Raw genomic sequence first — 23,941 nt, 5'->3', positions numbered from 1 at the left:
ACCGGCTGATGTAATGTAGGATGATGACTGTCCTGCCGTGCCTGCCAAGGAGTTGCCCATGAAAGCCTGGTTCGGGATTCCTGCTCTTGCCCTGCTGTCCGCGCTGGTCGCGGGCTGCGTCACCATCAACATCTATTTCCCGGCCGCCGCGGCGGAGGACGCCGCCCGCGCGATCGTGCGTGATGCCCTGCAGTTCCACGACATCGAAGAGCTGCGCGAGCCCGAGTCCGCGCCGGAAATGGACGGCGGCTCTTCGGATGCCGGGGATGCAGCCGGCGGGCGCTCGACCCCGCTGCTTGCGCGCCTGCTGGAGGGGCTGATCGCTCCGGCTGCGGCCAGCGACCCGGACCTGCAGGTCGAGACCCCGGCAGTCAACCGTATCCGGGCATCGATGCGCGAGCGCGCGCCGCAGCTGGCGCCGCATTTTCGCAGCGGGGCCATCGGCTTCGGAGCCGAGGGTGACGTGGCCATCCGCGATCTCTCGGAAGTGCCGCTGCGCGAGCGCAGCGAGGTGCAGCGCCTGGTCAGCGAGGAGAATTCCGACCGCAGCTCGCTGTACCGCGAGATCGCCCGGGCCAACGACCGCCCCGACTGGGAGGCCCGCATCCGCGAGACTTTCGCCCGTGTCTGGGTGGAGGAAGCGCCGACCGGCTACTGGTATCGCTCGGGCGGTGAATGGCGGCAGAAATGATCGAAGGGGTCCGCGCGGGAGGTTGCCGGATTGGGGGATAACGCCAGCCTCGGAACACGTCTGGAGGCCGCGCGGCATCGGCTGGAACGCCTGGTTCTGGAGAGCGACCTGGCAGCGATGCCGCGCTGGAAGGCGCTGGGGCTGGGTATTCTGCGCGGGCTGTACGCCCTGATCCGCGAAGTGGCCGAGGGCCAGCTGACGCTGCGCGCGATGAGCCTGGTGTATACCACCCTGCTGTCGTTCGTGCCGCTGCTCGCGCTGTCTTTTTCCGTTCTCAAGGGATTTGGCGCTCACAACGCGGTGGAACCGCTGCTGCTGGAATTCCTGGAGCCGCTGGGCGAGCAGGGTGTGGATATCGCCGACAACGTGGTCGGGTTTGTCGACAACATGCGCGTGGGGGCGCTGGGCGCGGTCGGCCTGATCTTCCTCGTGTATACGGTCGTGGCCCTCGTGCAGAAGATCGAGGCCGCGTTCAACACCATCTGGCGGGTGGAGACCCAGCGCAGTCTGGCACAGCGGTTCAGCAGCTATCTGTCGGTGATCATGATCGGGCCGCTGCTGGTGTTCGCCGCGCTGGGGATCACGGCGACGGTCATGTCCTCCGAGGCGATGCAGGCGGTCGCCGGGGTGGAGCCCTTCGGGCGAGTGATCAGCGAGCTTTCGCGTCTGGTGCCCTACCTGCTGATCATCGCGGCCTTCGCGTTCATCTACATGTTCGTGCCCAACACCCGGGTGCGCCTGGCACCGGCGCTCGCGGGTGCCGTGGTCGCGGGCGTGCTGTGGCAGAGCATGGGCTGGGTGTTCGCCAACATGGTGGCGGGCTCCACGCGCTACGACGCGATCTATTCCAGCTTCGCGATCATGATCCTGTTGCTGATCTGGATCTATCTGGCCTGGCTGATCCTGCTGATCGGGTCCAACGTGGCGTTCTACGTGCAGCACCCGGAATACATGAACGTGCGCGGCCGACGCCCACGGCTTTCGGCGGCGGCGCACGAGCGTCTGGGGCTCAACCTGATGCAGGTGGTGGGGCGGCACTTCGTGGAAGGACGCACGCCGCCCACGGTCGATGACGTGGCCGCGGAGCTGTACGTGCCCGGGAACTCGCTGGGCGGTGCAGCCCGGGCCCTGGAGGCCGCGGGACTGCTGAGGCGCACCGAAGCCCTCGGTCTGGTGCCGGGGCGCGATCTCGGCCATCTACCGGTCGCGGAGGTGCTGCACGCCCTGCGGGAGGATCAGGAAGATCCGGCGCTGCGGACCCTGCACGGCGATGCGGCGGTGGAGTCGGCGCTGGAAGAGCTGGACGTGGCCCGTCGCCATCATCTGGGGGCGCGCACCATGCGTGATCTGCTGGACCGGGCGGGTGTGCAGCCGGCGAAGCCGGCGCAGGAAGACGCTGATGCCGGCCCGGGCCCGGGCCCGAGTCCGGGTTCGCGTGCCGGGGAGTCGCGTCCCGGCTCGGGTGCGTCCCTGGCACCCTGATTCGGTGCCCGCGGCGGGTGCGCGAGTCCGGAGCCGGCGGGGTCAGGCGTTCGAGTTGGCTTCCGCGTCCAGGCGCTGTTGGGCCCGGTGCATCAGCTGGCCGGAAACGCGCTCCACCAGCGAACCGGCCGCCCTGCGCACCGCCGCTTCCACCAGCGGATTACCGAGACGGTACTCCAGCTCGAACTCGACCCGGGTCAGCCCTTCGCCGGCCGGCTGCAGACGGTAGCTGCCGCGATTGTGGATGCCGCGGATCGAGCGCCAGGCGAAATGCTCCGGCTCCACGGCGCTGCAGATCTCGACATCGAAATCCATGGTCATCCCCGCCGCCACGATGGTCCAGCGGTACTGCTCGCCACCCAGGGGCTCGATGGTGCGCACGTGGTCGCACAGGTCGACGAAGTTGGGGACATGGCTGAGCAGGGCAAAGACCCGCTCGGGTTCGGCCTGCAGGGAGGTTTCGTGCGTGATACGGCGCATGCTCGCGACTCGCTGGCTGGAACGGGGGATCAGATCCTGAGAGCCCCCGAAGTGCCTCCGGGTTCCCCGCGGCCGTCCTTCCGGCTCTGCCGGCTTCGCTTGTGACCCCGGGGACGCCGTTCTAACATGACGCCCGTCTCCGCTGTAACCACTGTTGCGAGCCCTGCATGAGCTTTGCCCGAGATCATCGTCCGGACCCCGACGCCGGTTTCATGGAACGCTACGAATCCGGAGCGCTGGGTATCCTGCACTGGGAGCAGCTGGATGCGCTGTGGGCCACGCTGCGGGTCACGGCCCGCGACGGCGAGTGGTACGTCTACGCAGTGGGCGAGGCGGTGCCGCAGGCGCCGGTGAGTGCCGCCGAGCTGGACCGCTTCCTCACGGAGATGGACGCGTTGCTGCGGGTCGATCACGACGAAAGCTACTGCGGCATCATCTACGTGGACGACCGCGAGGCCCCGCGCTTCGTGAAGATCTTCGACCCCAACAACCTCGGATCCTCCTGCGGCTCGTCGGGCCTGCGGGTACTGCCCGGCTGGATCCTCTCCACCGTGCCGCCGGAAGACCTGCAGGCCGCGATGCCCCCGCCGAACAGCCGCCGCCGCTGGTGGCAGCGGCTGTTTCCCTGAACTCCTTTTCTCAAGGGGCTTCTTGCTCTCAGGAGGCCGCGCCGAACACGTCGTCGATGTGGCGGGCGGTCAGGAGGCGTTCCGACCAGACCAGCAGGGTGTCGGCATCGGCGGATTCGATCCGCTCCCGCTGTTTTTCCGCGGCGTCTGCACCGAACTTGCGGCCGATCAGACGCAGGAGGACCGCGGCTTCACCCTGCGTGACGCCTTCCTGAAGTCCCTGCTGTCGCCCCTGTTCCAGCCCCTGTTCCAGCCCCTGTTCCAGCCCCTGTTCCAGCCCCTGTTCCAGCCCTTGCTCCAGGCCCTGCTCAAGACCCTTCTGCAGCCCTTTTTGCAGCCCCTGTTGCTCGTAGCGTCGCTGCCATTCCTTTACGCGTTCGGCCAGCATGGTTTCCATCTCCCGCAGGTCATTGTTCGGTGGCGCCAGCGTTTCGCCGAAGTGGCCGGGGATGACCACTCGACCCAGCCAGACGCTGAAGGCCCGTCGCAGGGATCGTTGCTCCGGGTGTTTCAGCCATTGCACCAGACGCCCGACGACCGCCTGCAGATCCTCGGGCTCGCGGCTGTGCTCCAGCCGGAAGACGGCCGCGGCCAGGTTGCGTGCCGGCAGATCGGCGTCCGCGAAGGCCCCCTCGTCGAGCAGAAGATACCGGAAATCCGGACGGTAGGCCTCCAGTCCTCCGGGGATCGGTGCGATCAGCTCGCGCACTTCGATCGGGGCACTCCAGCGTCGTTCACCATTATAGAGCACCAGTGGCAGCACGGGCGGCAGCCGACCGTCGGGCGTCAGTTCGCCGGTGCGCACCAGATCCTGGTAGAGCAGGCCGAGATAGGTCAGCAGGCGTACCGCCATGAAGCGGTCCACCGATGACTGGAATTCCAGAAGCAGATAGACGTAACACCAGCCATCGCCCCATCGCAGGCGCCAGACGATGTCGTCCTCGCGCTCGCGCAGATCGTCGGAGACGTAGTGACCGTTGACCCGCTCCAGCGAATCCAGGTCGACCTGTTCGATCCAGGGTTCGTTGACGAACCCGCGCAGCAGGTCGGCCACCAGTTCGGGGTGGCTGAACAGGTGCTTGTAGCCGTGATCATGTTCCATGGTCCCTCCCTGGACCCGTAATTCTCATGCCCCTATGATGCCCTCCAGACGCTTCAGGCATTCGAGGTACTGCGCCTCGTCCGGTGGCTGGCCGCTGCGCTGGCTCTCCCACAGGGCCTGACCCAGACACTCCATCATCCGGTGTTCGGCGTCCAGTTCGCCGTAGCGGGCGCACAGGCGGCGGTGCAGGTCGCGGATGCCGGCCGGGCGGTCGGTGGCGGCCTGTTCGCGCAGGCCCATGTGCATGGACATGTGCAGGAACGGATTGGTGGTGCCCGATTCCGGCGGGAACTCGGCCGTCAGGGCCTTCTCGCGGTCGTTCAGCAGGGCATGGTACTCGGGATGGTCGCGGATGATGCCGACCAGCACCTGTTCCATGTCGCTCAGGGATTCCTCGTTGCGGGCCTTCTGCCAGGCATCCAGGAACTGGGTTCGCATGCGGTCGCGGTCGCCGTACATCGCATCAGGCCTCGGTCTTGTCCTTGTATTCGCACAGATCGCGGATCACACATTGCCCGCAATTCGGCCGGCGTGCGCGGCACACGTACCTTCCGTGCAGGATCAGCCAGTGGTGGGCGTCGCGCAGGAACTCCTTCGGGGTGAACTTCAGGAGCTTCTTCTCGACCTCCAGCACGGTCTTGCCGGGGGCCAGTCCGGTGCGGTTGGCCACGCGATAGATGTGCGTGTCCACCGCGATGGTGGGTTCGCCGAAGGCCGTGTTCAGCACCACGTTGGCGGTCTTGCGGCCGACGCCGGGCAGCGCCTCCAGCGCCTTGCGATCGCGCGGCACCTCGCCGCCGTGGAGTTCCACCAGCATACGGCAGGCCTTCATGATGTTCTCGGCCTTGGCGTTGTACAGGCCGATGGTGCGGATGCATTCCTTCAGGCCGTCCAGTCCCAGGTCGAGGATGGCCTGCGGGGTGTTCGCCACCGGGAACAGCCGCCGGGTCGCCTTGTTCACGCCCACGTCGGTCGCCTGCGCGGACAGGGTCACCGCCACCAGCAGCTCGAACGGGCTGTTGTATTCCAGCTCGGTGGTGGGCTCGGGATTCGCCGCCCGCAGGCGTTCGAAGATCTCGCGGCGCTTGGCGGCATTCATGGGGCGCGGATTCCGACGGTTCCAGGGGTTGCAAACGAAACCGGCCCCGCGAACGGGGCCGGACGAAGCGCGGGATTGCGGCGCGACCGCGCTCAGACGTGGCGGTACACGCCCACTTCCGGCGCCGGCTCGCGCGGCTTTTCTTCCGCTTCCTTCTCGAGGTTGGCCAGCAGCTTGCCGTGCTTTTCCTCGAGATCGTGCATCGCCTTCTCGTCCATCTTGGGGAAGATGACGTCACGGATGAACGAGCCCAGCTCGGCCAGGCACTCCGCCCAGTACTTGTCGTTCAGATGGAACGAATGCTCGGCGTGGGTACCCATGGGGTAGCTGTTGAACCGGGTGATCATGGTGACGGACAGGTCGCTGTCCTTCTCGACGAAATCCTTGGCGAAGTCGTACCACCACTTGTAGTACTTCTCCTGCAGCTCCTCGCCAAAGCCGTGGTTCTCGAAGAATGCGGCGATGGTGCCGCGCGGGGCCTGGCCGTAGCGCGTACCGCGCTTGCCGGCGAACGGGAAATGTCCAGCCATGCCTGCTCTCCTGGGACGATTGGGATTATTGTGCCGACGGCAGTGTACCCGCTGGGCGCCGGGAATCAAGGCCGGGGCGTTCGCCCGGCCCCGGGGATGCAGGCCGGTGCCGCGGTTCGGGCGTCCCGCCGACGGGCGCGTGACGGGCGCGCGGGCCTGTATCGCGCGCGTGCCCGCGTTACACTTCAACCCGGATCCCGACGCATGGAGCCCGCAACATGGCCGAACCCGATCGCGCCGGTGCGCAGGACAGCGACACGGACGCCGGGCGCGACGAGTACACCCCGCTGCCGCGCAGCTTCCTGATCGGATCGCTGATCGCGCTGGCCCTGTTCATCTGGGGCGCGAGCCTGCTGTGGCCGCATATGGAGGACTGGCTGGGCGAGCTGTCGATCCTGCAGATCGGCCTGCTGGCCAGCTTCGTCGCCGGGCTGTTCACCGCGGTCGGGGCCATCCCCATCTTCTTCCTGCGGCGTCTGAAGCAGTCGGTGGAGGACGCGATGATGGGCTTCGGCGCCGGGGTGATGCTCGCCGCCACCGCCTTCGAGCTGGCGCTGCCGGCGGTGGAACAGGCCGAGGCCCAGCACGGCAGCGTGGCCATGGCCATCTTCGTGATGGCCGGCGGCATCGCGCTGGGCGGCGGCTTCCTGCTGCTGCTGCACAAGGCCGTGCCGCACGAACACTTCGTGATCGGCCCGCAGAGCGGGGCCGACCCGGCCAGGATCCGCCGGGTGTGGCTGTTCATCTTCGCCATCGCCCTGCACAATCTGCCCGAGGGCCTCGCGGTGGGCGTGGGCTTCGGCGGTGACGATGTCAGTGACGGCATTGCGCTGGCCGTGGCGATCGGCCTGCAGAACATGCCCGAGGGGCTGGTGGTCGCGATCGCCCTGCTGTCGCTGGGCTACAGCCGCGCCATCGCCTTCGGCGTGACCCTGCTCACCGGCCTGGTGCAGCCCATCGGCGGGCTGATCGGCGCCGGGGCCATCACCCTGATGGAGTTCCTGCTCCCCTGGGGCCTGGCCTTCGCCGCCGGTGCCATGCTGTTCGTCATCAGCCACGAGATCATCCCCGAGTCCCACCGCAAGGGCCACGAGGCCCAGGCCACCACCGGGGTGCTGGTCGGGTTCGTCACCCTGCTGGCCATCGACCTCGCGCTGTAGGATCGTTCGAAGGAGGGCCCGCCATGCGTCTGAGTCCCGAACAGCAACACGCCATCCACCGGGCCGTGGTCGAGACCTTCGGCCCGGAGTCCGGGGTATGGCTGTTCGGCTCCCGGACCGATGACTCGGCCCGGGGCGGCGACATCGACCTGCTGATCGATACCCCGATGCGCGATGTCGACTCCATCGTGCAGGCCGAGATCACCCTGCGTGCGCGCCTCGAGGCGGAGCTGGGCGAGCAGAAGGTCGACCTGCTGGTGGACTATCCCGGCCGGCGCCGGCATCCACCCATCTTTCAGGTCGCCCGCGAGGAGGGCATCCCGCTATGAATTCGACCGGCACCGCCATCCAGCGCCTGCGGGATGCCATCGAGGAATGCCGCCGGCACCGCCACCACATGCGCCACGCCCTGTCTTCGCTGGAGTCCCGCCTGCCGCTGGACGGCGAAGCGATTGATTCGATGGACGACGAGGGGGTGCAGGACCTGGATCAGTTCATCCTGCGTTTCGGCAAGTTGCAGGACGCCATGGGGATGCGCCTGTTGCCGGCCGTGCTCATGGCACTCCAGGAGCCGTTCGAGGACCGTCCGATGCTGGACAAGCTGCACCGACTTGAAAAGCTCGGCTATCTCGACAGCGCCGCGCAATGGCAGGAACTGCGCGCCCTGAGAAACGGCTTCGCCCACGATTACCCGGACGAACCCGAGAAGCGCGCGGCCCTGCTGAACCGGGCCATGGAAGGCAGCCGTGAGCTCGAGGCCATCCTGGACCGCATCGAGCAGCGGCTGGGCGAGGAGAACGCGGGCGGGGTCTCGGGATGACCCGATGACCCGACCGGGGCCACCCCGGGCCGGAGCTTCCTGATTGATCGCTGCTCGCGCTGGCCCTGTTCATCCGGGGCGTGAGCCTGCTGAGGCCGTACATGGAGGACTGGCTGGGCGAGCTGTCGATCCTGCAGAGATGTCGCTGGCAAGAGGCCATCCGGTGTTGCACTATTGCAACAGAGGGCCAATCCTGGGCCGTCAGTCAGCGTTTGTTGTGTATTCGCAACATGCCGATCAGCTTTCGGCAAGCCCATTAGAACGCCTCCGCTCGAAGTTTTCTGTCTGCATCCGCGCGTTATCCCTCGCTCGTATTGGTTCCGCCCTATCGCGCCTGAAAAGCTCCTTAAATCAGTGGCGTCGGAACTCTTTCTGGGGGGTGGCGGCATGCCAGTCCTTCCGGTGTCGGCCCGCAACCAACAGCCCGCGCCCACGAACACCGCATTTTTTCCGCCACAAGGGTTGAAATACGACACCGTGGCGTATATAAAACACAGGACATCGCGGGGCCGACGGGTTCCGGGATGCAACTGACAGCAAGAATTCACCTCCTGGGAGAAGCATCATGAAGAAGAAGATCCTTGCAGTGGCCGTCGCCGGCGCCTTCGCCGTCCCGGCCTTCGCCAACGCCGATTCCTCCGTGACCCTGTCCGGCACCCTGCAGACGCAGATCGTGGGCTACGGTTCCTATACCGACGGGGCTGGCAACGATATCGACAGCAACGTCAACATGGCCGACGCTGGCGGTGTCATGGCCCGCGGTGACGGTGCTGGCCCCAACCGCCTGACGTTTGATGTCGAGCACGATCTCGGTGGTGGTCTGACGGCGCTGGCCCGTTACAACACTGACTTCAACGTTGCCAATGCTCGCCAGGGGCTGGTGCAGCGTGACAGCTATGTGGGTCTTGCCGGCGATTTCGGGACCATTACCGCCGGTCGTCAGGCGACTCCGTACAACACCGCCGGTCGTGATCAGATGAACGCGACTTTCCTGCAGGCCCGTACGAATGCCGGTCGTGCGGGCCCGCTGGGTGGCCTGGGTAACGGCAGCTTCCTGAACAACGTGGTCGCCTACAGCAATGACTGGGGTATGGTCAACTTTGCTGGCGGTGTCGTGATCGACAACAACGACGATTCCGACAGCGCCCTGTCCGCCCGTCTTGGCTTCAACGTGATGGAAGATCTGGAGATCTATGGCGCCTACACCCACGCGGACGATCATTCTCAGGTGACTAGCTTCCTGCAGGGAATTAATCCTAATTGGACAGCCGGTGATGCGCGTCTGGGCAAGATCGGCGTGGACTGGAGCCAGGGCCCCTGGAGCGTGATGGCCGAGCATGAGCGTATCGATATCGAAACGCTTGGTGGCAACACCGTGCAGGATACCCGCGAGTACTTCGTTCAGGGTGGCTACAGCATGGGTCAGATCGATTTCGTGCTGAGCCTTGGCCACACGGACGATCGCTCCGCCGCTGGCAATGATAGTGACTATGTTGGCTTTGCGACCAAGTACAACTTCAGCAACAGCGTGATGGCCTACGCGGGCATCGGGTATCTGGATGACGATGCCATGGATTCCGGCAACGGCGATGACACCACCTCCGTGGGTGCCGGTATGCGCGTCAGCTTCTAAGGGTCTCGTGCTCTGAAGCAAGCGTTATAACAACGGGCGAAAGCCCGTTTTACGGGGCCCTCCGGGGCCCCGTTTTTTATGGAGGGCCGCGCATTATCGCGCGGCCTTTTTCGTGTTGTGTGGGGTTGTGTTCGTCTACCCCTTCGTTTGGAGGGGGCGCGTGACTACCTCCGAGGGGTAGCATTCCTCTGGATTCTCGTATACGACGGAATCCCGGTACGAACGAGAGAAACTGAGGGAGAGCAAGCTCATGATGCAGAAGAAGAACCTGGCGGTTGCCGTAGTGGCGGCACTGGCCTTCCCGGCCGTTGCCGCGGCTGACAGTTCGGTCACTTTGTCCGGAACGCTGCAGACGCAGGTGGTGGCATATTCGGGCGATTTTGGCATGGATAGCAATGTTCAGATGAACGATGCCGGCGGGGTTGTGCTGCGCGGCGATAATGCCGGCCCGAATCGCATTACCCTTGACGTGGCGCACGACCTGGGGGGCGGGCTGACTGCTCTGGCTCGGTACAACACCGACTTCAATGTTGCCAATGCTGGCCAGGAGCTGGATCAGCGTGACAGCTATGTGGGTCTTTCCGGCGATTTCGGGACCATTACCGCCGGCCGTCAGGACACTCCGTATAACACGGCCGGCCGCGATCCGCTGAACGCAACTTTCCTGCAGGGACGAATGAACGGCGTTCGGGCCATGCCGGCCAATGGATGGGGGAACGGCGGTTTTCTGAACAATGTCATCAAGTACGAGAACCAGTGGGGCATGACGGAGTTCTCCGGTGCGCTTCTGCTGGACCCCGTGGATGACAGTGATACAGGTGTGTCCGCGCGTCTCGGTTTTGATCTTGGGACGACCGAGGTCTACGGTGCCTTCACTTATGCCGATGATCATTCGCAGTTCAACACGCCTTCCCCCAATCGGGCGCGGCTCTTCAAGCTCGGCGTGGACTGGAGCAACGGTCCCTGGCGGCTCATGGCCGAGATCGAGAACGGGGATTCTGAAATGACCGACGGAACCACGGTGGATGACAACACGGTGGTGTTTGTATCGGGTACCTACAGCCTCGGGGATATCGATCTGGTGCTGAACCTCGGGCACAACCGAAGCCATTCGGACGATGTCAATTCCGGTGAGAACCTCAATCATGCCGCGTTCGCTGCGAAGTATCACTTCTCCAATCAGGTGATGGCCTACGCCGGTGTCGGCTACGTCGACGACAAGGGCTTCGATGACGGCGACGGTGACGACGGGCATGCGCTCGGTGCCGGCATGCGGGTCAGCTTCTAAGAGTCTCGAACTCTGAAGCAAGCGTCATGACAACGGGCGAAAGCCCGTTTTGCGGGGCCCTCCGGGGCCCCGTTTTTTGTGAAGGGCCGCGCATTGCGCGGCCCTTCGTTGGTTGGGGCGGGGTTGGGGCGGCGGCGCCCGCGCGGCTACGATTGAGTCCGCGACATCAATCCCGATCTGGTGAATGAAGGAGGCAGTATGAAGATCGAAGTGGAGCATCGGCCCGCAAGCGAACGGCTGGAGACACTGGGCGTGTTCGACTGGCCGGTGTGGGAGAAGGAGGCGTCCAGCTTCCCGTGGCATTACGACGAGACGGAGACCTGCTACATCCTCGAGGGGCAGGTGACGGTGACGCCGGAGGATGGCGAGCCGGTCACGGTCGGCGAGGGCGATCTGGTGACCTTCCCGGCAGGCATGGGCTGCACCTGGGAGATCCACCGGGACATCCGCAAGCACTACCGCTTCGGGTAGTCGGCTGTCGGGGTGTGAAAAAGAGAAAGGGCCGCACAACATCCCTGTTGGTCGGCCCTTTCGGTTGGAACTTCCCTGTTCCTGATTGGGGATATTATCGGCACCCCCGGACTGAAACAATATCGATTGTGTGTTTTTGTGATTAAAACCACAGAAAAAGGATTGGAATCAGTCTAAATCTTCGGCAGAATTAGAGAGATCATCTCGAAAAGTGCCGAATAAACAGGTCTTTATGAAGGTTCGTCGGGCCTCGGGTGGGAGTTGTGGGAGTACGGGGTGGGCGGGGAAGAGCCCCGGGTGAGGGAAGCCAATTGTTCGCGTGCGAGCACGCTCCCACAAGGGCTGGGCCGGCAACGAGTGGGGGGCACCGGTGCTGTGGGAGCGGCCCTGGCCGCGAAGAGGGCGGGGTGGTTCAGCGGGCGAGCCACTGGGCGTCGAGCCGGGAGGCTTAGTCGCTCCGCCAGGAGCGCGCCCCGGTCCTGCCGGCGACGCAGTGCGCCTCGATGTCCGCGGGGGGTGGGCCAGTCAGCGACCAGCGCCCCTGCCCTGTTCGCCTTCGCCGACGCGGTCAAGCACCGTGCGTATGACGTCGGCCGCGATGCGGAACTCCGATTGGTGAAGCCGTTCGAAAACCGCGCGCGCGGACGGGATCAGACCCTGGCGGCGCGCCATCCCGATCACGGCGGCGGTACCCGCCACACGAATACCGGCCTCAAGGGCAAGGGCGCGGCCCATCCGTTCATCCATGAGCACCAGGGCGGGTTCATCGTGGCCGAGGGCCATCCGGATACAGGCTGCTTCGCCTTCATCCAGTTCGGGTAACGGTATCGACGAGCGCGGCCCTTCCCGGAGGCACAGCCAGCCGGCGTCCAGCGCGGCGCCGATGGCGGATTCCCCGGGCCTTCCCTGGCCGGGCAGCACCTCGCGGGCGACTTCCTCCGGAATCCCGACCGTCCCGAAAAGACGGGGCAACCATTCCAGCCCATCAACGAACGAAAGCCCGATCAAAGGGCTGGCGTCGCTCAGGACGAGGCGAGCCATTCGTCGAGGGTATCCATATCGTGGTCCGCTTCCGTGCCATTCAGGTCCACGACGGGAATCCCGAGCCGGGAAAGGTGGCGCGCGAAGTCGGCCGTGGCGAACTCGGCGAGACGCGCCGCACGCGCCAGGGAGAGGTGCCCGTCACGGAACAGGGCGGTGGCCAGGGCCACCTTGACACCCGGCGCGCCGAGTTCCCCCGCATCGTTCAATCCCAGGATGAGGGCATCGGGACGGTCCCGGTTCATGACCAACACCGGCGTTTCGTGGGATTTGCGCAGGGCGCCGGTGGGATTGTTCTTGAGGCCGCTAACGTTCACGACTTCCATGGGAATCCTCCATGGGAATGGCAGTCAGGATCAATACTAGTCCTGTCCATGCTTCCCGGCAATCCGCTCAGCTTCTCGCTGTGGTAGTCCTCGATGGCGAGGTTGCGCACCCGGGAGCTGGCACGGGAATGACGCGGCGCTGGTCGGGGTGGTTCAGCGGGCGAGCCACCGGGCGTCGAGCCGGGTGTTGAAGGTCTCCTCGACGCGGCGCAGGTAGTACATCATGTCCACCGGCAGGTTGATGCCGTCGTGCATCTGCAGGGGGTAGAGGTCGGCGGCGATCACGCAGTCGGCGATGGAGGGGTGGCCGAGATAGAAACCATTGGCGGCCAGGTGGCGGGCGAGCTCGGGCAGGCGGCTCAGCCGGGCCAGTTGCTGGTAGCCGTCGTAGCGGTCGTTGGCCAGTTCCTCCACGCTCATGCCGAAGCGGTGCTGCACGTTCGCCTTGAAGTCGGCGAGGGCGTCGGCGTCCTCGCCGATGCCGTGGTAGCCGGGGGCCAGGGGGGCGTACAGGCGCTCGAGCACGACGTCCACGCGGGCACGCCAGTCGAGCAGGGCCTGCCAGGCGTCTTCGGCGATGATCCCCGCGGACAGCGGTTCGCCGCTCGGGAACAGCTCGTCGATCGCGCGCAGGGCCGCCGTGGTGTCGGTATGCAGGCCGCCGTCGTCGGTGGCGAGCACCGGGGACTGCCGCGCGATGCCCAGCTCGAAGAAGGTCTCGTCGTCGAACCAGTCGACCGCGCGGGTCTCGAGCGCCGCTCCCTTGTACCCGCAGGCCAGGCGGATGCGGTCGGCCTTCGGGTCGTGGGCGAAGTGGTAGAGGGTCGCCATCAGGCGGAGCCCCGGTTCGTCCCGCCCCGGGTCTGTCCGCGTTTCGCGTTGGCGAGGATGAAGTCCCACTGGTCCTCGGTCAGCGGCATCACCGACAGGCGGTTGCCGCGGCGCACCAGCGGGCAGTCGGCCAGCTCCGGCTGCTGCTTGAGCCAGTCGAGGGTGAGGATGTCGTCGAATTTCTCCTCGAAGGCGACGTCCACCCGCAGCCAGCGCGGGTTGTCGGGATCGCTCTTCGGGTCGTAGTGCTTGTCCTCGGGATCGAACGCGCAGGAGTCCGGGTAGGCCTCGTTCTCGATGCGCATGATGCCGACGATGCCCGGCGGCTTGGCGTTGGAGTGGTAGAAGAAGGCGAGATCGCCCTTCTTCATCTGGTCACGCATCATGTTGCGCACCTGGTAGTTACGGATCCCGTCCCAGGGTTCCACGCCCACGCGTTCGAGATCGTCGATGCCGAACTCGTCGGGTTCGGATTTCATCAGCCAGTAGCCCATGTCGTCGCGTTCCTTGAATCAGTCGTTGTCAGGTGTCTGCAGGGTCGCAGTGGCCTGTCCGTGCCGGGGGAATACATGCCAGCCGGTCTCGGTGACCACGGCATCCAGCGGCACGTCCCAGGGCTGCACCGGCAGGGCCTCGACCTGCTGCAGGCCATGGGCCACGCCGATCAGGCGCGGGCGGTGGATGCCGAAGCGCCGCCGGGCGAAGTAGCGGTCGTAGTAGCCGGCGCCCATGCCCATGCGGTTGCCGTGGCGGTCGAAGGCGACCAGCGGCATCAGCACCACCTGCATCTCGCGGCGCCAGACCTGCGGCGCACCGGGGCACGGCTCGGCGATGCCGAAGCCGTTGTGGCACAGGCGGTCTTCGGGATGCCATTCGTGGAAATGCATGCGGCCGTCGCGGCGGGTGTCCATCACCGGCAGGGCGATGCGCGTGCCGCGCCGGGCCAGGGCGCAGGTCAGCGCGGTCAGGTCGACCTCGCCGCGCAGGCCGCGGTAGGCGCCGATGCAGCGCGGTTGCCAGCGTTCCAGCCATTTCAGCAGGTGACCGCTGATCGCGCGGTTGTGCTCGGCCAGACGGGCATCGGACAGCGCGGCACGCCGACGGCGCAGTTCGCGCCGGAGCCGGCGGGCGTCCTCGCGGGCGAGGGCGTCGATATCGGGGGCGTGCGCGGTGGTGGACATGGCCGTGGGGGTCATGGGGATCGGCAGGAAAAAAGAGAGGACGCGCCCCGCGGGCGCCGTCGTGGCCTTCGACCTTGAACCAGCGGTTCAGGTGGGAGAAGTCTCCGGATCTTTAGGCTTTCCGCTCGGGGGCGGACCTGCACAGCGAAACGGAAGAACTCGGTCCCTGGGTGTTGCATTAAGGCTCAAGGGTACCACCCGGCCACGTTCGAACGCCGCAGCGACGCGTCCGGGGTCATTATGGACCAGATGCGGGGGGAATGCTCAAGCGCCGTGCAAAAGTTTCGGGCAGGCGGGCAAACTCCGGTCGGGTCGCCGCTCAGGACTGCGGCGGCCTGCCGGTCTCCGGATTGGGCCGGGTGTCGCTCTCGCGTCCGAGGTTCTGCTCGATGCGTTCGGCCAGCGCATGCAGGCGTTCGGGGGCGTCGGCCCCGCCCTTTTTCATCCGTTCCAGCTCTTCCTGGCACTCGAGCTTTTCGTGGGCGAGGTTGAGCGCGACCATCACCGCGATGCGCTCGGCCCCGACCACGCGCCCGCCGTCTCGCAGTTCGCGCATGCGCTCGTCGATCAGGGACGCGGAGGCGAACAGGTCGGCGCGCTCCTCGGGCGGGCAGGCGACGTGGTACTCCTTGCCCATGATGGTGATGCGGACCGGTTCGGAAGACTGGCTCATTCGGACTGCTCCATCGACCGCAGGCGGGCGATCATGGTCTCGACCCGGTGACGGGCCTGTTCATTGCGTTCGCGGTACGTGGCCCGCTCGGTGCGCAGCTGGCGGACCTGCTCATGCAGCGCCCGGTTTTCCTCGCGCAGTTCGGCGTTGTCGTCCAGCAGGCGCAGGATCGCGGCCTCGAGACGGTCGAGGGCGTCGGGCGCGTGGCTGCCGGAAGAAGCGCTGTCGGACATGGCGGGGCGGGCCTCGGGCTTGAAAAACGGGAGCGAAGTCCCTGAATAACGGAGTCTAGGAGGGGGTTGGCGGAACCGTCAACCGAAACACCGGCGGGTTGTGTTGCGACCCGCGCAGGGGGTGGCCAGAATATGACCCATGACACAGCCTCCCGAACCCGCACCCGACGCCACAATCATCGAAGGCACGGCCCACAACGGCAAGCCGTGCCGGGTGGTGGACAACACCGGCACGATCCCGCGCGGCGAGCTGGAACAGTTGCTGGAGGACCTGGTCCGCGACAAGCGCTTCGGCCTGACGGCGCTGTCCGCGACCGGTTCCAGCGAGATCCGCCTGGGCGAGCCGCAGTTCACCCATCTGCAGATGGGCGATGATCTTTACCGCTTTCTGCTGTTTCCCTACGAAGCCCGCCTGGAGGCCTTCTGATGGCGCAGTCCCGGGAAGAACGCCTGGCCCACGGCCTGCGCACCATGGGGTTCGCGCAGACGCCGGCCTCGGCCCATGGCCTGATCACCGGCTGCCTGGTGGCGGACCCCGAGGCCGGCAATGACCTGCTGATCAAATCGCTGGGCGAGGCGCTGCCGCTGACCGAGAACCCCGCCGAGGCATTCGACCGGCTGGTGGACGAGCTGCGCCGGCACCTGCTGGCGCAGCTGTACGACATCGAGCTCGGTTTTGCCCCGCTGGTGCCGGAGGATGCGGAGATCGAGACCCGCGCCCAGGCGCTGTCGGAATGGGCCGACGGGTTCATCAGCGGGCTGGGGCAGACGCCGCGGCTGGGCGGGCTCAAGCCGTCGGCCGAGTCGGCGGAGATCCTGCGCGATCTGGCCGAGATCGCGCGCATGGACCCCGAACCGGAGGACAGCGAGGCCTCGGAAAAGGACTTCGAGGAGCTGGCCGAATACGTGCGCGTGGGCGTGCTGCTGATCGCCGACGAGCTGGCCCCCGAGAACCCGACCCGGATCCCGATGCAATGAGCCGCGCGCCGCAGATCCCCGCCGGTGAGCTGGCCCGTCGCCGCCAGCGCCTGATGCGCGCGGCCGGGCGCGATGCCCTGATCGTGATCCCGGGCGCGGTGGAGACCACCCGCAACCGCGACGTCGAATACCCGTTCCGGCAGAACTCCGATTTCCTCTATCTGACCGATTTCGAGGAACCGGACGCCATCGCGGTGCTGGCCCCGGGGCGCGAGGCCGGGGAATACATCCTGTTCTGCCGCGATCGGGACCCGAAGATGGAGACCTGGACCGGACGCCGCGCCGGGCCCGAAGGGGCGATGGAACGGTTCGGTGCCGACTGCGCGTTCCCGGTGGACGACATCGACGAGATCCTGCCCGGACTGCTGGAGAACCGCCGCGAGCTGTGCGCGCCGTTCGGCCGCGACGAGGGCTTCGACCGGCGGCTGTTCGGCTGGCTGCAGCAGGTGCGCCGGCGCGCGGCGCGCAGCGGGGTGCGGGTGCCGCACGAGTTCGCCGCGCTGGAACACCACCTGCACGAGCAGCGCCTGTTCAAGAAGGCCCCGGAACTGAAGATGATGCGCCACGCCGCGGCGATCTCCACCGGGGCGCACCGGCGCGCGATGCAGGCCTGCCGCCCCGGCATGACCGAATACCAGGTGGCCGCCGAGATCACCCACGAGTTCCACCGCCACGGCACCGAGGCGGCGTATCCGTCCATCGTCGGCGGCGGCGAGAACGGCTGCATCCTGCACTACATCGAGAACCGCGACGTGCTGCGCGACGGCGATCTGTTGCTGATCGACGCCGGTTGCGAGCACCGCGGCTATGCCTCGGACATCACCCGCACCTTCCCGGTGGGCGGGCGCTTCGGCGGGCGCCAGCGCGAGGTCTACGAGATCGTGCTGGACGCGCAGCGCGCCGCCATCGACGCGGTGCGGCCCGGGCATCACTGGAACGATCCGCACGACGTCGCGGTGCGCGAGCTGACCCGCGGGCTGCGGGATCTGGGCGTGCTCGAGGGCGAGCTGGATGCGCTGATCGAGGACGAGGCGTATCGCCCGTTCTTCATGCACCGTACCGGTCACTGGCTCGGGCTGGATGTCCACGACGTGGGCGACTATCGCGTGGGCGGGGTCTGGCGACAGCTGGAGCCGGGCATGGTGATGACCGTCGAGCCCGGCCTGTATTTCGGCCCGTACTGCGAGACCCCGGAGGACCTGCGCGGGATCGGCGTGCGCATCGAGGACGACGTGGCCGTGACCCGCGACGGGCACGAGGTGCTGACCGAGGCCTGTCCGAAGACCGTGGAGGCCATCGAGGCCTGCATGGCCGACGGCGCGGCCGGACGTCGCTGAAACCGGGGCAGAGGGAGGCGCATGGAGGCCACCGTGAATCGCGGAACGCAAACTCAAACTCAAACGCAAACCGAGACCGACATCGCCGTGGTCGGCGGCGGGCCGGTGGGCGGGCTGATGGCCTGCACCCTGGCACGCGCCGGCTACACGGTGAGGCTGTTCGAACGCGGCCCGGCGCCGGATCCGGAGCATCCGCGCGCGGACACCCGTGGCTATGCCCTGGCGGCCGGCTCGGTGACCCTGCTGGACGATCTCGGCTACTGGGCGGAGCTGGCTGCTACCGGCGCGCCGATCCGGCGCATCGTGGTCAGCCGCCGCGGCGGGCTGGGCCGGGTGCGCATGGATGCCGCGCAGATGGGCCGCGAGGCCCTGGGGCAGGTGGTGCCGGCCGCGGCGCTGGATCCCCTGCTGGCGCGGGCCCGGGATGCGGCCGGGGTGAGCAGTCATCACGCCACCACGCTGGCGGGCGCGGAGGCGGCCGAGGACGGCGCGCGCCGCCTTTACCTGGAGGGGCCCGACGGGGCGTGGTCCTGCCGCGCGCGGCTGCTGATCGCCGCCGACGGCGTGGGTTCGCCGACCCGCGAGGCGCTGGGCATCCCGGTGCAGCGCCACCGCTACGATGCCGATGCCCTGGTGTTCGACGTGCGGCCCTCGCGTGCGCACGACGGCGACGCCTTCGAACGCTTTACCGACGAGGGGCCGCTGGCGCTGCTGCCGCAGGCCGACGGGCGCATGAACGTGGTCTGGGTCGCCCCGCCGGAGGTCTGTGACGCCCGCCTGGAGCTGGACGAACCGTCCCGTATGGCCGCGCTGCAGGAACGTTTCGGCTGGGCGCTGGGGCGGCTGCGCCCGGCGGGCGACGTGCTGCGCTTCCCGTTGCAGCGGATGCATGCGCCGCAGCCGTTCGCCGAACGCGCGCTGCTGCTGGGCAACGCCGCCCACTCGGTGCATCCGGTGGCGGGGCAGGGGCTGAACCTGGCGCTGCGCGACGTGGCCGATCTGCTGGGCGTGCTGCGCGAGGGTGCGCAGCCCGACGGACGCCCCGCGTTCGTGGCCGATCCTGGCGGGCGGCACGTGCTGGAGGCCTGGGCGCGCCGGCGCGAGGGCGACATCCGGCGGATCGTCGGCGTCACCGATTTCCTCGCCCGCGGGATGCGCCATGGCGACGGGCTGCTGGGTCATGCCCTGGGCCTGGGCATGATGGCGGTCGACCGGGTGCCGCCGCTGCGCGATGCCTTCGCGCGCGGGGCGATGGGGCTGCGGCCGGTGCCCCGGCATACCCTGTCGCGGCTGCCGGAGGCGCGGGCATGACGCGCGCCGGCGAGCCGCTGGACGTGCTGGTGGTAGGCGGCGGCGCCACCGGCCTGGCCACCGCCCTGGGCTGCGCCCGCGCGGGCATGCGGGTGGCGGTGCTGGAGCGCGGACCGGCGCCGGCGTTCGATCCGGCGACCGCGCCGGTGACCCGGGTGGTCACGCTCAACGCCGCGGCCATGGGTCTGCTGGATCGCCTGGGGGTGCAGGAGGCCCTGGCGGCGAACCGCGCCCATGCCTTCTCCGGCATGCAGGTGTGGGACGCGCACGGCCCCGCGCATATCCGCTTCGACGCGGATGATCTGGGCGTGCCCGAACTCGGCTGGACGGTGGAGAACGCGGCGCTGGAGGCGGTGCTGTGGCAGGCCCTGCGCGAGCGCGGCGTGGCGCTGTGGCCGGAGACCGCGTGGCGCAGTGTGGACCTGCGGCCCGACCGGGTGGATGTCTATGCCGAGGGGCATGCGCCGCTGGCCTCGGCACGCCTGGTGGTGGCGGCCGACGGCGCACGTTCGGCCCTGCGTGAACGCGCGGGCATCGCCGTGAGCGAGCGCCCGTACCACGCGCGCGGGGTGGTGGCCACGGTGGAGACCGCGCAGGGGCATGGCGACACCGCCTGGCAGCGCTTCGACGACGAGCGCATCCTGGCCTTCCTGCCGCTGGGCGACGGGCGCTGCTCCATCGTCTGGTCGCTGCCGGAGCTCGAGGCCGATGACGTGATGGCGATGGATGACCCGACCTTCATCCGCGAGCTATCGGGCGCGATCGACGGCGGGCCCGGTCCGGTGACGGGGACCTCGCCGCGTGCCAGCTTCCCGCTGGTGGCGCGCCACGCGCGCGATTACTTCGCCGGGCGGGTGGTGCTGGCCGGGGACGCGGCGCACACCATCCATCCGCTGGCGGGGCAGGGGCTCAATCTGGGGCTGGCCGATGTCGACGCGCTGCTGCGCCAGCTCGCCGGCCCCAACCGGCGTGACCCCGGCGATCCGCGCGGGCTGCGCGCCTACACCCGCGCGCGGCGCCCGGAGAACGCGATGATGCAGCGCGCGATGGACGGCTTCCGCCTGCTGTTCGGCACCCGCCGTGCCGGTCTGCCGGAGCTGCGCGGCGCCGGGGTGCGGCTGGTGGACGGGCTGGTCCCGGTCAAGCGCCAGCTCGCGCTGCGGGCGTTCGGGCTGGACGGCATCCGCCGCTGATCCATGGACCGGATTTCATGTACCCGGCATGAACCGGGGCATTGGGTTCCGGCGCCGGATCGCCTATAATTGATTCCACGCCAGCGGGGCACGAAAGCTCCGCACATCGTCCTGGAAGAGTTCTGCCGCGCCGCGCCTCGGGTGCGCGCCGCAGACGCCGAAGGCGCAACATCCGCCCGGAATCGCTCAGGCTTCAGGACCGGGATGATGAAACGGCGAACTCTGGAGAGCGGCCGGCAGACGGCCCACCGAAGGGGGCGATCGCCCGGGTCCACAAGGACCGCGGGGCGCGCAAACTCTCAGGTTTCAGGACAGAGGGGCGGCCGGCAGTGATCCTGCCGGCCGCCCTTTTTTTATGCGCGGATGACCGCGACGCCATCGACGCCGGAACAACTGCAGGACGAAAAGCATGACGCTGAAGAAAACCCCGCTCCATGCCGCCCACGAACGCGCCGGCGCCAAGCTGGTCGATTTCGCCGGCTGGGAGATGCCGCTGCATTACGGCTCGCAGATGGAAGAGCACAAGAAGGTGCGCGCCGGCGCCGGCATGTTCGACGTGTCGCACATGCGCGTGGTCGACATCCACGGGCCGCAGGCGCAGGCCTTCCTGCGCTATCTGCTGGCCAACGACGTGGCCAAACTGAAGACCGAGGGCCGCGCGCTGTACAGCTGCATGCTCAACGAGCGCGGCGGCGTGATCGACGACCTGATCATCTACTGGCTGGGCGGGGATGCCTACCGCGCGGTGGTCAACGCGGGCACCGCCGACAGCGACATCGCCCACATGCAGACGGTGGCGCAGGACTTCGATGTCAGCGTCGAGCCGCGCCCGGAATTCGCCCTGATCGCGGTGCAGGGTCCGCAGGCCGTGGACAAGACGCTGCCGCTGCTGCCGGAAGACCTGCGCAGCGCCGGGGAACTCAAGCCGTTCTCCGCGCTGTGGAACGACCAGTGGTTCGTTGCGCGGACCGGCTACACCGGCGAGGACGGCTTCGAGGTGATGCTGCCGGCCGCGGAGGCCGAGGGCTTCTGGCAGGCGCTGCTGGACGCCGGGGTCGACCCCATTGGCCTGGGCGCCCGCGACACCCTGCGTCTGGAGGCCGGGATGAATCTCTACGGTACCGACATGGACACCGAGACCAGCCCGCTGACCGCCAACCTCGGCTGGACCGTGGCGCTGAAGGACGGCGAGCGTGATTTCATCGGCCGCGCGGCCGTCGAGCGCGAGAAGGCCGCGGGTGTGCAGCAGCGCCTGGTGGGCGTGGTGCTGGAGGGCCGCGGCGTGCTGCGCGGCGGCACCCGGATCGTGACCGACGCCGGCGACGGCGTGGTGACCTCGGGCAGCTTCGCGCCCAGCCTCGGCATGTCCGTGGGCTTCGCGCGGGTGCCGGCCGCCGCGGCCGATGCCGAACGCCTGGAGGCGGAGATCCGCGGGAAGCACCTGCCCGTGCGGGTCGTGCGCCCGGGCTTCGTGCGCAACGGCGAACCGCTGATCGAACTGCCCTCCGGCTGATGCGAGCCATACAATTTTAGTGCGCTACACTGCGTACCGGGTTTCAACGCTATAAGGAAGACGCCATGAGCGAAGCACCGAAGGATCTGAAGTACACCAGGAGCCACGAATGGGTTCGTACCGAGGACGATGGCACGGTGACCATCGGCATCACCGATCACGCGCAGGAGCTGCTGGGTGATCTGGTGTTCGTCGAGGCCCCCGAGGCCGGCAGCAGCCTGGAAGCCGGAACGGCCTGTGCCACGGTCGAGTCGGTCAAGGCCGCCTCCGACATCTATGCCCCGATCGGGGGCGAGGTGACCGAGACCAACGCGGAGCTGGAAGACAGCCCCGAGAAGGTCAACGAGTCGCCGTTCGAGGATGGCTGGCTGTTCCGGATGAAGCCTGCGAATGCCGCGGACCTGGACGCCCTGATGGACGCGGACGCCTACGCCGCGCACGTCGAAGCCGAATCCTGAAGCCACTGGTGGCGGCCGAACCCCGGTGTCCGGCGGACACCGGGGCGCCGCCGAAGAACTTCGCGTCAGCGAAAGCGAGAAAGTCATGCCGTTTATTCCGCATACCGAAGAAGACATCCGTTCGATGCTCGAGCGCATCGGCGCCGACTCCGTGGAGGATCTGTTCGACGAGATCCCGGCCGGACTGCGCGCGCCACCGCTGGAGGGCATCCCCGAGGGTCTCAACGAGATGGGGATCACCCGCCTGATGCAGGAACGGGCGGCAATGGACGGCATGCCGCTGAATTTCATTGGCGCCGGGGCGTACGAGCACCACATCCCGGCGGCCGTGTGGCAGATCGCCACCCGCGGCGAGTACTACAGCGCCTACACGCCCTACCAGGCGGAGGCGTCACAGGGCACGCTGCAGCTGATCTACGAATACCAGACCATGATCAGCCGTCTCACCGGCATGGAGGCCTCCAACGCCTCGCTGTATGACGGCGCCTCCGCACTGGCCGAGGCCGTGCTGATGGCGGTGCGCGTGAACCGCCGGTCGAAGAGCAAGCGGGTGCTGGTCCCGGGTGCGCTGAATCCGGTGTACCGCCGGGTGATCGACACCCTGATCGGCAATCAGGGCATCGAGCTGGTCGAGGTCCCGTTCGACGAGACCACCGGGCAGACCCCGGTGGAGGCGCTGGCCGCGCACGCCGACGACGACATCACCGCGATGATCATCAGCCAGCCGAACTTCTTCGGCCTCCTCGAGGATGTGGACGGCCTGACCGGCTGGGCCGAAGAGCGCGAGATCCCGGTCATCGGCGTGGTCAATCCGGTCTCGCTGGCGCTGCTGAAGCCGCCGGGCGAGTGGGGCAGCCAGGGCGCGGACATCGCCGTGGGCGAGGGCCAGCCGCTGGGCGCGCCGTTGTCCTCCGGCGGGCCGTACTTCGGCTTCATGACCACGCGCAAGAAGCATATCCGGCAGATGCCGGGGCGCATCGTCGGTCGGGCCGAGGACGCCGACGGCAAGCCGGGCTTCGTCCTGACGCTGCAGGCCCGCGAGCAGCACATCCGCCGCTCCAAGGCCACCTCGAACATCTGCACCAACCAGGGGCTGGTGGTCACCGCGGCGACCATCCACATGTCCATGCTGGGCGACGAGGGGCTGACCCGGGTGGCCGAGGCCTGCTACGCCAACACCCATGCACTGGTGGAAAAGCTCGCCGCGAAGGGCATCAAGCCGCGCTTCACCGGTGAGTACTTCCACGAGGTGGCGCTCGACTTCGGCGGCAATGCCGCCGGGCAGCTGCAGGCGATGGCGGATGCCGGCGTGCTCGCCGGGCACGACCTCGGCCGGGACTATCCGGCGCTGGACGGCTGCGTGCTGGCCTGCGTGACCGAGACCAAGAACGAGAACGATCTGGAGCAGTACGTGACTGCCTGTGAGAAGGCCCGCGCGGCCTGAGCGGGGAGTCACTCCACGCGACGTGCCATACCCCAAC

The 23,941-nt window shown here is 67.6% G+C and carries 29 protein-coding genes, 1 other RNA gene and 2 riboswitches; of the genes, 17 read left to right on the top strand and 13 right to left on the bottom strand.

Translation table 11 applies throughout. From position 1 onward, the window contains the following. Positions 1-58 precede the first annotated feature (58 nt). Together D893_RS08505 and D893_RS08500 are read left to right on the top strand one after the other, a co-directional pair. Positions 59-691, top strand: coding sequence for a YdbL family protein (locus D893_RS08505; protein ID WP_018946296.1), 633 nt, complete (start codon positions 59-61; stop codon positions 689-691). Positions 692-721: 30 nt separating this feature from the next. After that, a complete protein-coding gene (locus tag D893_RS08500) occupies positions 722-2,173 on the top strand; it encodes a YihY/virulence factor BrkB family protein (RefSeq protein ID WP_110619552.1) in 1,452 nt (483 codons plus the stop codon). Between the two features lie 42 nt (positions 2,174-2,215). On the opposite strand, the gene D893_RS08495 is transcribed toward D893_RS08500, so the two are convergent. Next, positions 2,216-2,653, bottom strand: coding sequence for an SRPBCC family protein (locus D893_RS08495; protein ID WP_110619551.1), 438 nt, complete (start codon positions 2,651-2,653; stop codon positions 2,216-2,218). 167 nt (positions 2,654-2,820) lie between these two features. On the opposite strand from D893_RS08495, the gene D893_RS08490 reads away from it, so the two are divergent. Next, positions 2,821-3,282 (top strand): hypothetical protein, encoded by a 462-nt coding sequence (locus tag D893_RS08490; protein WP_110619550.1) that lies wholly within the window; start codon positions 2,821-2,823, stop codon positions 3,280-3,282. 28 nt (positions 3,283-3,310) lie between these two features. On the opposite strand, the gene D893_RS08485 is transcribed toward D893_RS08490, so the two are convergent. The 4 genes from D893_RS08485 to D893_RS08470 form a co-directional block, all read right to left on the bottom strand. Then, complete coding sequence (locus D893_RS08485; RefSeq protein ID WP_110619549.1) at positions 3,311-4,384, bottom strand: Rpn family recombination-promoting nuclease/putative transposase; 1,074 nt, start codon at positions 4,382-4,384, stop codon at positions 3,311-3,313. Between the two features lie 24 nt (positions 4,385-4,408). Next, entirely contained in the window at positions 4,409-4,843 is a 435-nt protein-coding gene (locus D893_RS08480; RefSeq protein WP_018946291.1) for a DUF1841 family protein, read from the bottom strand. 4 nt (positions 4,844-4,847) lie between these two features. Next, positions 4,848-5,483 (bottom strand): endonuclease III, encoded by a 636-nt coding sequence (nth, locus tag D893_RS08475; protein ID WP_077243708.1) that lies wholly within the window; start codon positions 5,481-5,483, stop codon positions 4,848-4,850. A 92-nt stretch (positions 5,484-5,575) separates the two neighbouring features. Next, on the bottom strand, positions 5,576-6,013 hold the full coding sequence (locus D893_RS08470; protein WP_110619548.1) for a hypothetical protein: 438 nt from the start codon (positions 6,011-6,013) through the stop codon (positions 5,576-5,578). A gap of 218 nt (positions 6,014-6,231) precedes the next feature. Between D893_RS08470 and D893_RS08465 the strand changes: the two genes are divergently transcribed. The 6 genes from D893_RS08465 (at position 6,232) to D893_RS08440 (ending at position 11,385) form a co-directional block, all read left to right on the top strand. Next, positions 6,232-7,173: a ZIP family metal transporter gene (locus D893_RS08465; RefSeq protein WP_110619547.1), complete on the top strand. Its 942-nt coding sequence runs from the start codon at positions 6,232-6,234 to the stop codon at positions 7,171-7,173. A 23-nt stretch (positions 7,174-7,196) separates the two neighbouring features. Further along, entirely contained in the window at positions 7,197-7,502 is a 306-nt protein-coding gene (locus D893_RS08460; RefSeq protein ID WP_110619546.1) for a nucleotidyltransferase domain-containing protein, read from the top strand. Continuing rightward, positions 7,499-7,993, top strand: a complete 495-nt coding sequence (locus tag D893_RS08455; RefSeq protein WP_110619545.1) for a hypothetical protein — start codon at positions 7,499-7,501, stop codon at positions 7,991-7,993. Before D893_RS08460 ends, D893_RS08455 begins: the two co-directional genes overlap by 4 nt. A 565-nt stretch (positions 7,994-8,558) precedes the next feature. Next, positions 8,559-9,626 carry a porin gene (locus tag D893_RS08450; protein ID WP_110619544.1) on the top strand — a complete coding sequence of 356 codons (1,068 nt, stop codon included), beginning with the start codon at positions 8,559-8,561 and terminating at the stop codon, positions 9,624-9,626. A gap of 250 nt (positions 9,627-9,876) precedes the next feature. Beyond that, the gene (locus D893_RS08445; protein ID WP_246863896.1) at positions 9,877-10,914 is read left to right on the top strand and encodes a porin; all 1,038 of its coding nucleotides are present in this window, start codon (positions 9,877-9,879) and stop codon (positions 10,912-10,914) included. A gap of 198 nt (positions 10,915-11,112) precedes the next feature. Continuing rightward, positions 11,113-11,385 (top strand): cupin domain-containing protein, encoded by a 273-nt coding sequence (locus D893_RS08440; RefSeq protein WP_110619543.1) that lies wholly within the window; start codon positions 11,113-11,115, stop codon positions 11,383-11,385. Positions 11,386-11,910: 525 nt separating this feature from the next. On the opposite strand, the gene D893_RS08435 is transcribed toward D893_RS08440, so the two are convergent. From D893_RS08435 to zapB, 8 genes are all read right to left on the bottom strand, one after another. Beyond that, positions 11,911-12,426 carry a DUF3368 domain-containing protein gene (locus tag D893_RS08435; protein WP_110619542.1) on the bottom strand — a complete coding sequence of 172 codons (516 nt, stop codon included), beginning with the start codon at positions 12,424-12,426 and terminating at the stop codon, positions 11,911-11,913. Further along, complete coding sequence (locus tag D893_RS08430) at positions 12,408-12,752, bottom strand: UPF0175 family protein (RefSeq protein ID WP_110619541.1); 345 nt, start codon at positions 12,750-12,752, stop codon at positions 12,408-12,410. The genes D893_RS08435 and D893_RS08430 overlap by 19 nt, the downstream gene beginning before the upstream one ends. Positions 12,753-12,905: 153 nt before the next feature. Next, positions 12,906-13,583 (bottom strand): glutathione S-transferase family protein, encoded by a 678-nt coding sequence (locus D893_RS08425; protein ID WP_110619540.1) that lies wholly within the window; start codon positions 13,581-13,583, stop codon positions 12,906-12,908. After that, positions 13,583-14,077: an EVE domain-containing protein gene (locus D893_RS08420; protein WP_018946280.1), complete on the bottom strand. Its 495-nt coding sequence runs from the start codon at positions 14,075-14,077 to the stop codon at positions 13,583-13,585. The genes D893_RS08425 and D893_RS08420 overlap by 1 nt, the downstream gene beginning before the upstream one ends. A gap of 18 nt (positions 14,078-14,095) precedes the next feature. Continuing rightward, on the bottom strand, positions 14,096-14,764 hold the full coding sequence (locus D893_RS08415) for a 5-formyltetrahydrofolate cyclo-ligase (RefSeq protein ID WP_026288902.1): 669 nt from the start codon (positions 14,762-14,764) through the stop codon (positions 14,096-14,098). A 41-nt stretch (positions 14,765-14,805) separates the two neighbouring features. Continuing rightward, positions 14,806-14,991: non-coding RNA, 6S RNA (gene ssrS, locus D893_RS08410), on the bottom strand. A 92-nt stretch (positions 14,992-15,083) separates the two neighbouring features. After that, positions 15,084-15,437 (bottom strand): cell division protein ZapA, encoded by a 354-nt coding sequence (locus tag D893_RS08405; RefSeq protein WP_018946278.1) that lies wholly within the window; start codon positions 15,435-15,437, stop codon positions 15,084-15,086. After that, positions 15,434-15,670 (bottom strand): cell division protein ZapB, encoded by a 237-nt coding sequence (zapB, locus tag D893_RS08400; protein ID WP_018946277.1) that lies wholly within the window; start codon positions 15,668-15,670, stop codon positions 15,434-15,436. The genes D893_RS08405 and zapB overlap by 4 nt, the downstream gene beginning before the upstream one ends. Positions 15,671-15,809: 139 nt before the next feature. On the opposite strand from zapB, the gene D893_RS08395 reads away from it, so the two are divergent. The 8 genes from D893_RS08395 (at position 15,810) to gcvPA (ending at position 23,904) form a co-directional block, all read left to right on the top strand. Further along, complete coding sequence (locus D893_RS08395; RefSeq protein WP_018946276.1) at positions 15,810-16,097, top strand: hypothetical protein; 288 nt, start codon at positions 15,810-15,812, stop codon at positions 16,095-16,097. After that, the gene (locus tag D893_RS08390) at positions 16,097-16,648 is read left to right on the top strand and encodes a YecA family protein (RefSeq protein WP_110619539.1); all 552 of its coding nucleotides are present in this window, start codon (positions 16,097-16,099) and stop codon (positions 16,646-16,648) included. The genes D893_RS08395 and D893_RS08390 overlap by 1 nt, the downstream gene beginning before the upstream one ends. After that, positions 16,645-17,985, top strand: coding sequence for a Xaa-Pro aminopeptidase (pepP, locus tag D893_RS08385; RefSeq protein ID WP_018946274.1), 1,341 nt, complete (start codon positions 16,645-16,647; stop codon positions 17,983-17,985). Before D893_RS08390 ends, pepP begins: the two co-directional genes overlap by 4 nt. A 21-nt stretch (positions 17,986-18,006) precedes the next feature. Further along, complete coding sequence (locus D893_RS08380) at positions 18,007-19,296, top strand: FAD-dependent monooxygenase (protein ID WP_110619538.1); 1,290 nt, start codon at positions 18,007-18,009, stop codon at positions 19,294-19,296. Continuing rightward, positions 19,293-20,489, top strand: coding sequence for an FAD-dependent oxidoreductase (locus D893_RS08375; protein ID WP_110619537.1), 1,197 nt, complete (start codon positions 19,293-19,295; stop codon positions 20,487-20,489). Before D893_RS08380 ends, D893_RS08375 begins: the two co-directional genes overlap by 4 nt. 102 nt (positions 20,490-20,591) lie before the next feature. Next, a riboswitch (glycine riboswitch) is annotated at positions 20,592-20,701 on the top strand. Between the two features lie 8 nt (positions 20,702-20,709). Next, positions 20,710-20,806: riboswitch (glycine riboswitch) on the top strand. A gap of 92 nt (positions 20,807-20,898) precedes the next feature. Next, positions 20,899-22,002 carry a glycine cleavage system aminomethyltransferase GcvT gene (gcvT, locus tag D893_RS08370; RefSeq protein WP_110619536.1) on the top strand — a complete coding sequence of 368 codons (1,104 nt, stop codon included), beginning with the start codon at positions 20,899-20,901 and terminating at the stop codon, positions 22,000-22,002. Positions 22,003-22,067: 65 nt separating this feature from the next. Continuing rightward, positions 22,068-22,460: a glycine cleavage system protein GcvH gene (gcvH, locus tag D893_RS08365; RefSeq protein WP_018946270.1), complete on the top strand. Its 393-nt coding sequence runs from the start codon at positions 22,068-22,070 to the stop codon at positions 22,458-22,460. A gap of 85 nt (positions 22,461-22,545) precedes the next feature. Then, entirely contained in the window at positions 22,546-23,904 is a 1,359-nt protein-coding gene (gene gcvPA, locus D893_RS08360) for an aminomethyl-transferring glycine dehydrogenase subunit GcvPA (protein WP_110619569.1), read from the top strand. Positions 23,905-23,941 lie beyond the last annotated feature (37 nt).

This window comes from Thioalkalivibrio sp. ALE21 (assembly GCF_003208255.1).
GTDB classification, from domain to species: Bacteria; Pseudomonadota; Gammaproteobacteria; order Ectothiorhodospirales; family Ectothiorhodospiraceae; genus Thioalkalivibrio; species Thioalkalivibrio halophilus.
Note: the sequence above shows the minus strand (reverse complement) of the source record. Positions and strands in the feature narration are given on the sequence as shown.

What these genes read in the sequence shown, in the direction of transcription:
- D893_RS08505 (WP_018946296.1), top strand. Translation starts at nt 59, where the DNA reads ATGAAAGCCTGGTTCGGGATTCCTGCTCTTGCCCTGCTGTCCGCGCTG.
- D893_RS08495 (WP_110619551.1), bottom strand. Translation starts at nt 2,653, where the DNA reads ATGCGCCGTATCACGCACGAAACCTCCCTGCAGGCCGAACCCGAGCGG.
- D893_RS08490 (WP_110619550.1), top strand. Translation starts at nt 2,821, where the DNA reads ATGAGCTTTGCCCGAGATCATCGTCCGGACCCCGACGCCGGTTTCATG.
- D893_RS08485 (WP_110619549.1), bottom strand. Translation starts at nt 4,384, where the DNA reads ATGGAACATGATCACGGCTACAAGCACCTGTTCAGCCACCCCGAACTG.
- D893_RS08480 (WP_018946291.1), bottom strand. Translation starts at nt 4,843, where the DNA reads ATGTACGGCGACCGCGACCGCATGCGAACCCAGTTCCTGGATGCCTGG.
- nth (WP_077243708.1), bottom strand. Translation starts at nt 5,483, where the DNA reads ATGAATGCCGCCAAGCGCCGCGAGATCTTCGAACGCCTGCGGGCGGCG.
- D893_RS08470 (WP_110619548.1), bottom strand. Translation starts at nt 6,013, where the DNA reads ATGGCTGGACATTTCCCGTTCGCCGGCAAGCGCGGTACGCGCTACGGC.
- D893_RS08465 (WP_110619547.1), top strand. Translation starts at nt 6,232, where the DNA reads ATGGCCGAACCCGATCGCGCCGGTGCGCAGGACAGCGACACGGACGCC.
- D893_RS08460 (WP_110619546.1), top strand. Translation starts at nt 7,197, where the DNA reads ATGCGTCTGAGTCCCGAACAGCAACACGCCATCCACCGGGCCGTGGTC.
- D893_RS08455 (WP_110619545.1), top strand. Translation starts at nt 7,499, where the DNA reads ATGAATTCGACCGGCACCGCCATCCAGCGCCTGCGGGATGCCATCGAG.
- D893_RS08450 (WP_110619544.1), top strand. Translation starts at nt 8,559, where the DNA reads ATGAAGAAGAAGATCCTTGCAGTGGCCGTCGCCGGCGCCTTCGCCGTC.
- D893_RS08445 (WP_246863896.1), top strand. Translation starts at nt 9,877, where the DNA reads ATGATGCAGAAGAAGAACCTGGCGGTTGCCGTAGTGGCGGCACTGGCC.
- D893_RS08440 (WP_110619543.1), top strand. Translation starts at nt 11,113, where the DNA reads ATGAAGATCGAAGTGGAGCATCGGCCCGCAAGCGAACGGCTGGAGACA.
- D893_RS08435 (WP_110619542.1), bottom strand. Translation starts at nt 12,426, where the DNA reads ATGGCTCGCCTCGTCCTGAGCGACGCCAGCCCTTTGATCGGGCTTTCG.
- D893_RS08430 (WP_110619541.1), bottom strand. Translation starts at nt 12,752, where the DNA reads ATGGAAGTCGTGAACGTTAGCGGCCTCAAGAACAATCCCACCGGCGCC.
- D893_RS08425 (WP_110619540.1), bottom strand. Translation starts at nt 13,583, where the DNA reads ATGGCGACCCTCTACCACTTCGCCCACGACCCGAAGGCCGACCGCATC.
- D893_RS08420 (WP_018946280.1), bottom strand. Translation starts at nt 14,077, where the DNA reads ATGGGCTACTGGCTGATGAAATCCGAACCCGACGAGTTCGGCATCGAC.
- D893_RS08415 (WP_026288902.1), bottom strand. Translation starts at nt 14,764, where the DNA reads ATGTCCACCACCGCGCACGCCCCCGATATCGACGCCCTCGCCCGCGAG.
- D893_RS08405 (WP_018946278.1), bottom strand. Translation starts at nt 15,437, where the DNA reads ATGAGCCAGTCTTCCGAACCGGTCCGCATCACCATCATGGGCAAGGAG.
- zapB (WP_018946277.1), bottom strand. Translation starts at nt 15,670, where the DNA reads ATGTCCGACAGCGCTTCTTCCGGCAGCCACGCGCCCGACGCCCTCGAC.
- D893_RS08395 (WP_018946276.1), top strand. Translation starts at nt 15,810, where the DNA reads ATGACACAGCCTCCCGAACCCGCACCCGACGCCACAATCATCGAAGGC.
- D893_RS08390 (WP_110619539.1), top strand. Translation starts at nt 16,097, where the DNA reads ATGGCGCAGTCCCGGGAAGAACGCCTGGCCCACGGCCTGCGCACCATG.
- pepP (WP_018946274.1), top strand. Translation starts at nt 16,645, where the DNA reads ATGAGCCGCGCGCCGCAGATCCCCGCCGGTGAGCTGGCCCGTCGCCGC.
- D893_RS08380 (WP_110619538.1), top strand. Translation starts at nt 18,007, where the DNA reads ATGGAGGCCACCGTGAATCGCGGAACGCAAACTCAAACTCAAACGCAA.
- D893_RS08375 (WP_110619537.1), top strand. Translation starts at nt 19,293, where the DNA reads ATGACGCGCGCCGGCGAGCCGCTGGACGTGCTGGTGGTAGGCGGCGGC.
- gcvT (WP_110619536.1), top strand. Translation starts at nt 20,899, where the DNA reads ATGACGCTGAAGAAAACCCCGCTCCATGCCGCCCACGAACGCGCCGGC.
- gcvH (WP_018946270.1), top strand. Translation starts at nt 22,068, where the DNA reads ATGAGCGAAGCACCGAAGGATCTGAAGTACACCAGGAGCCACGAATGG.
- gcvPA (WP_110619569.1), top strand. Translation starts at nt 22,546, where the DNA reads ATGCCGTTTATTCCGCATACCGAAGAAGACATCCGTTCGATGCTCGAG.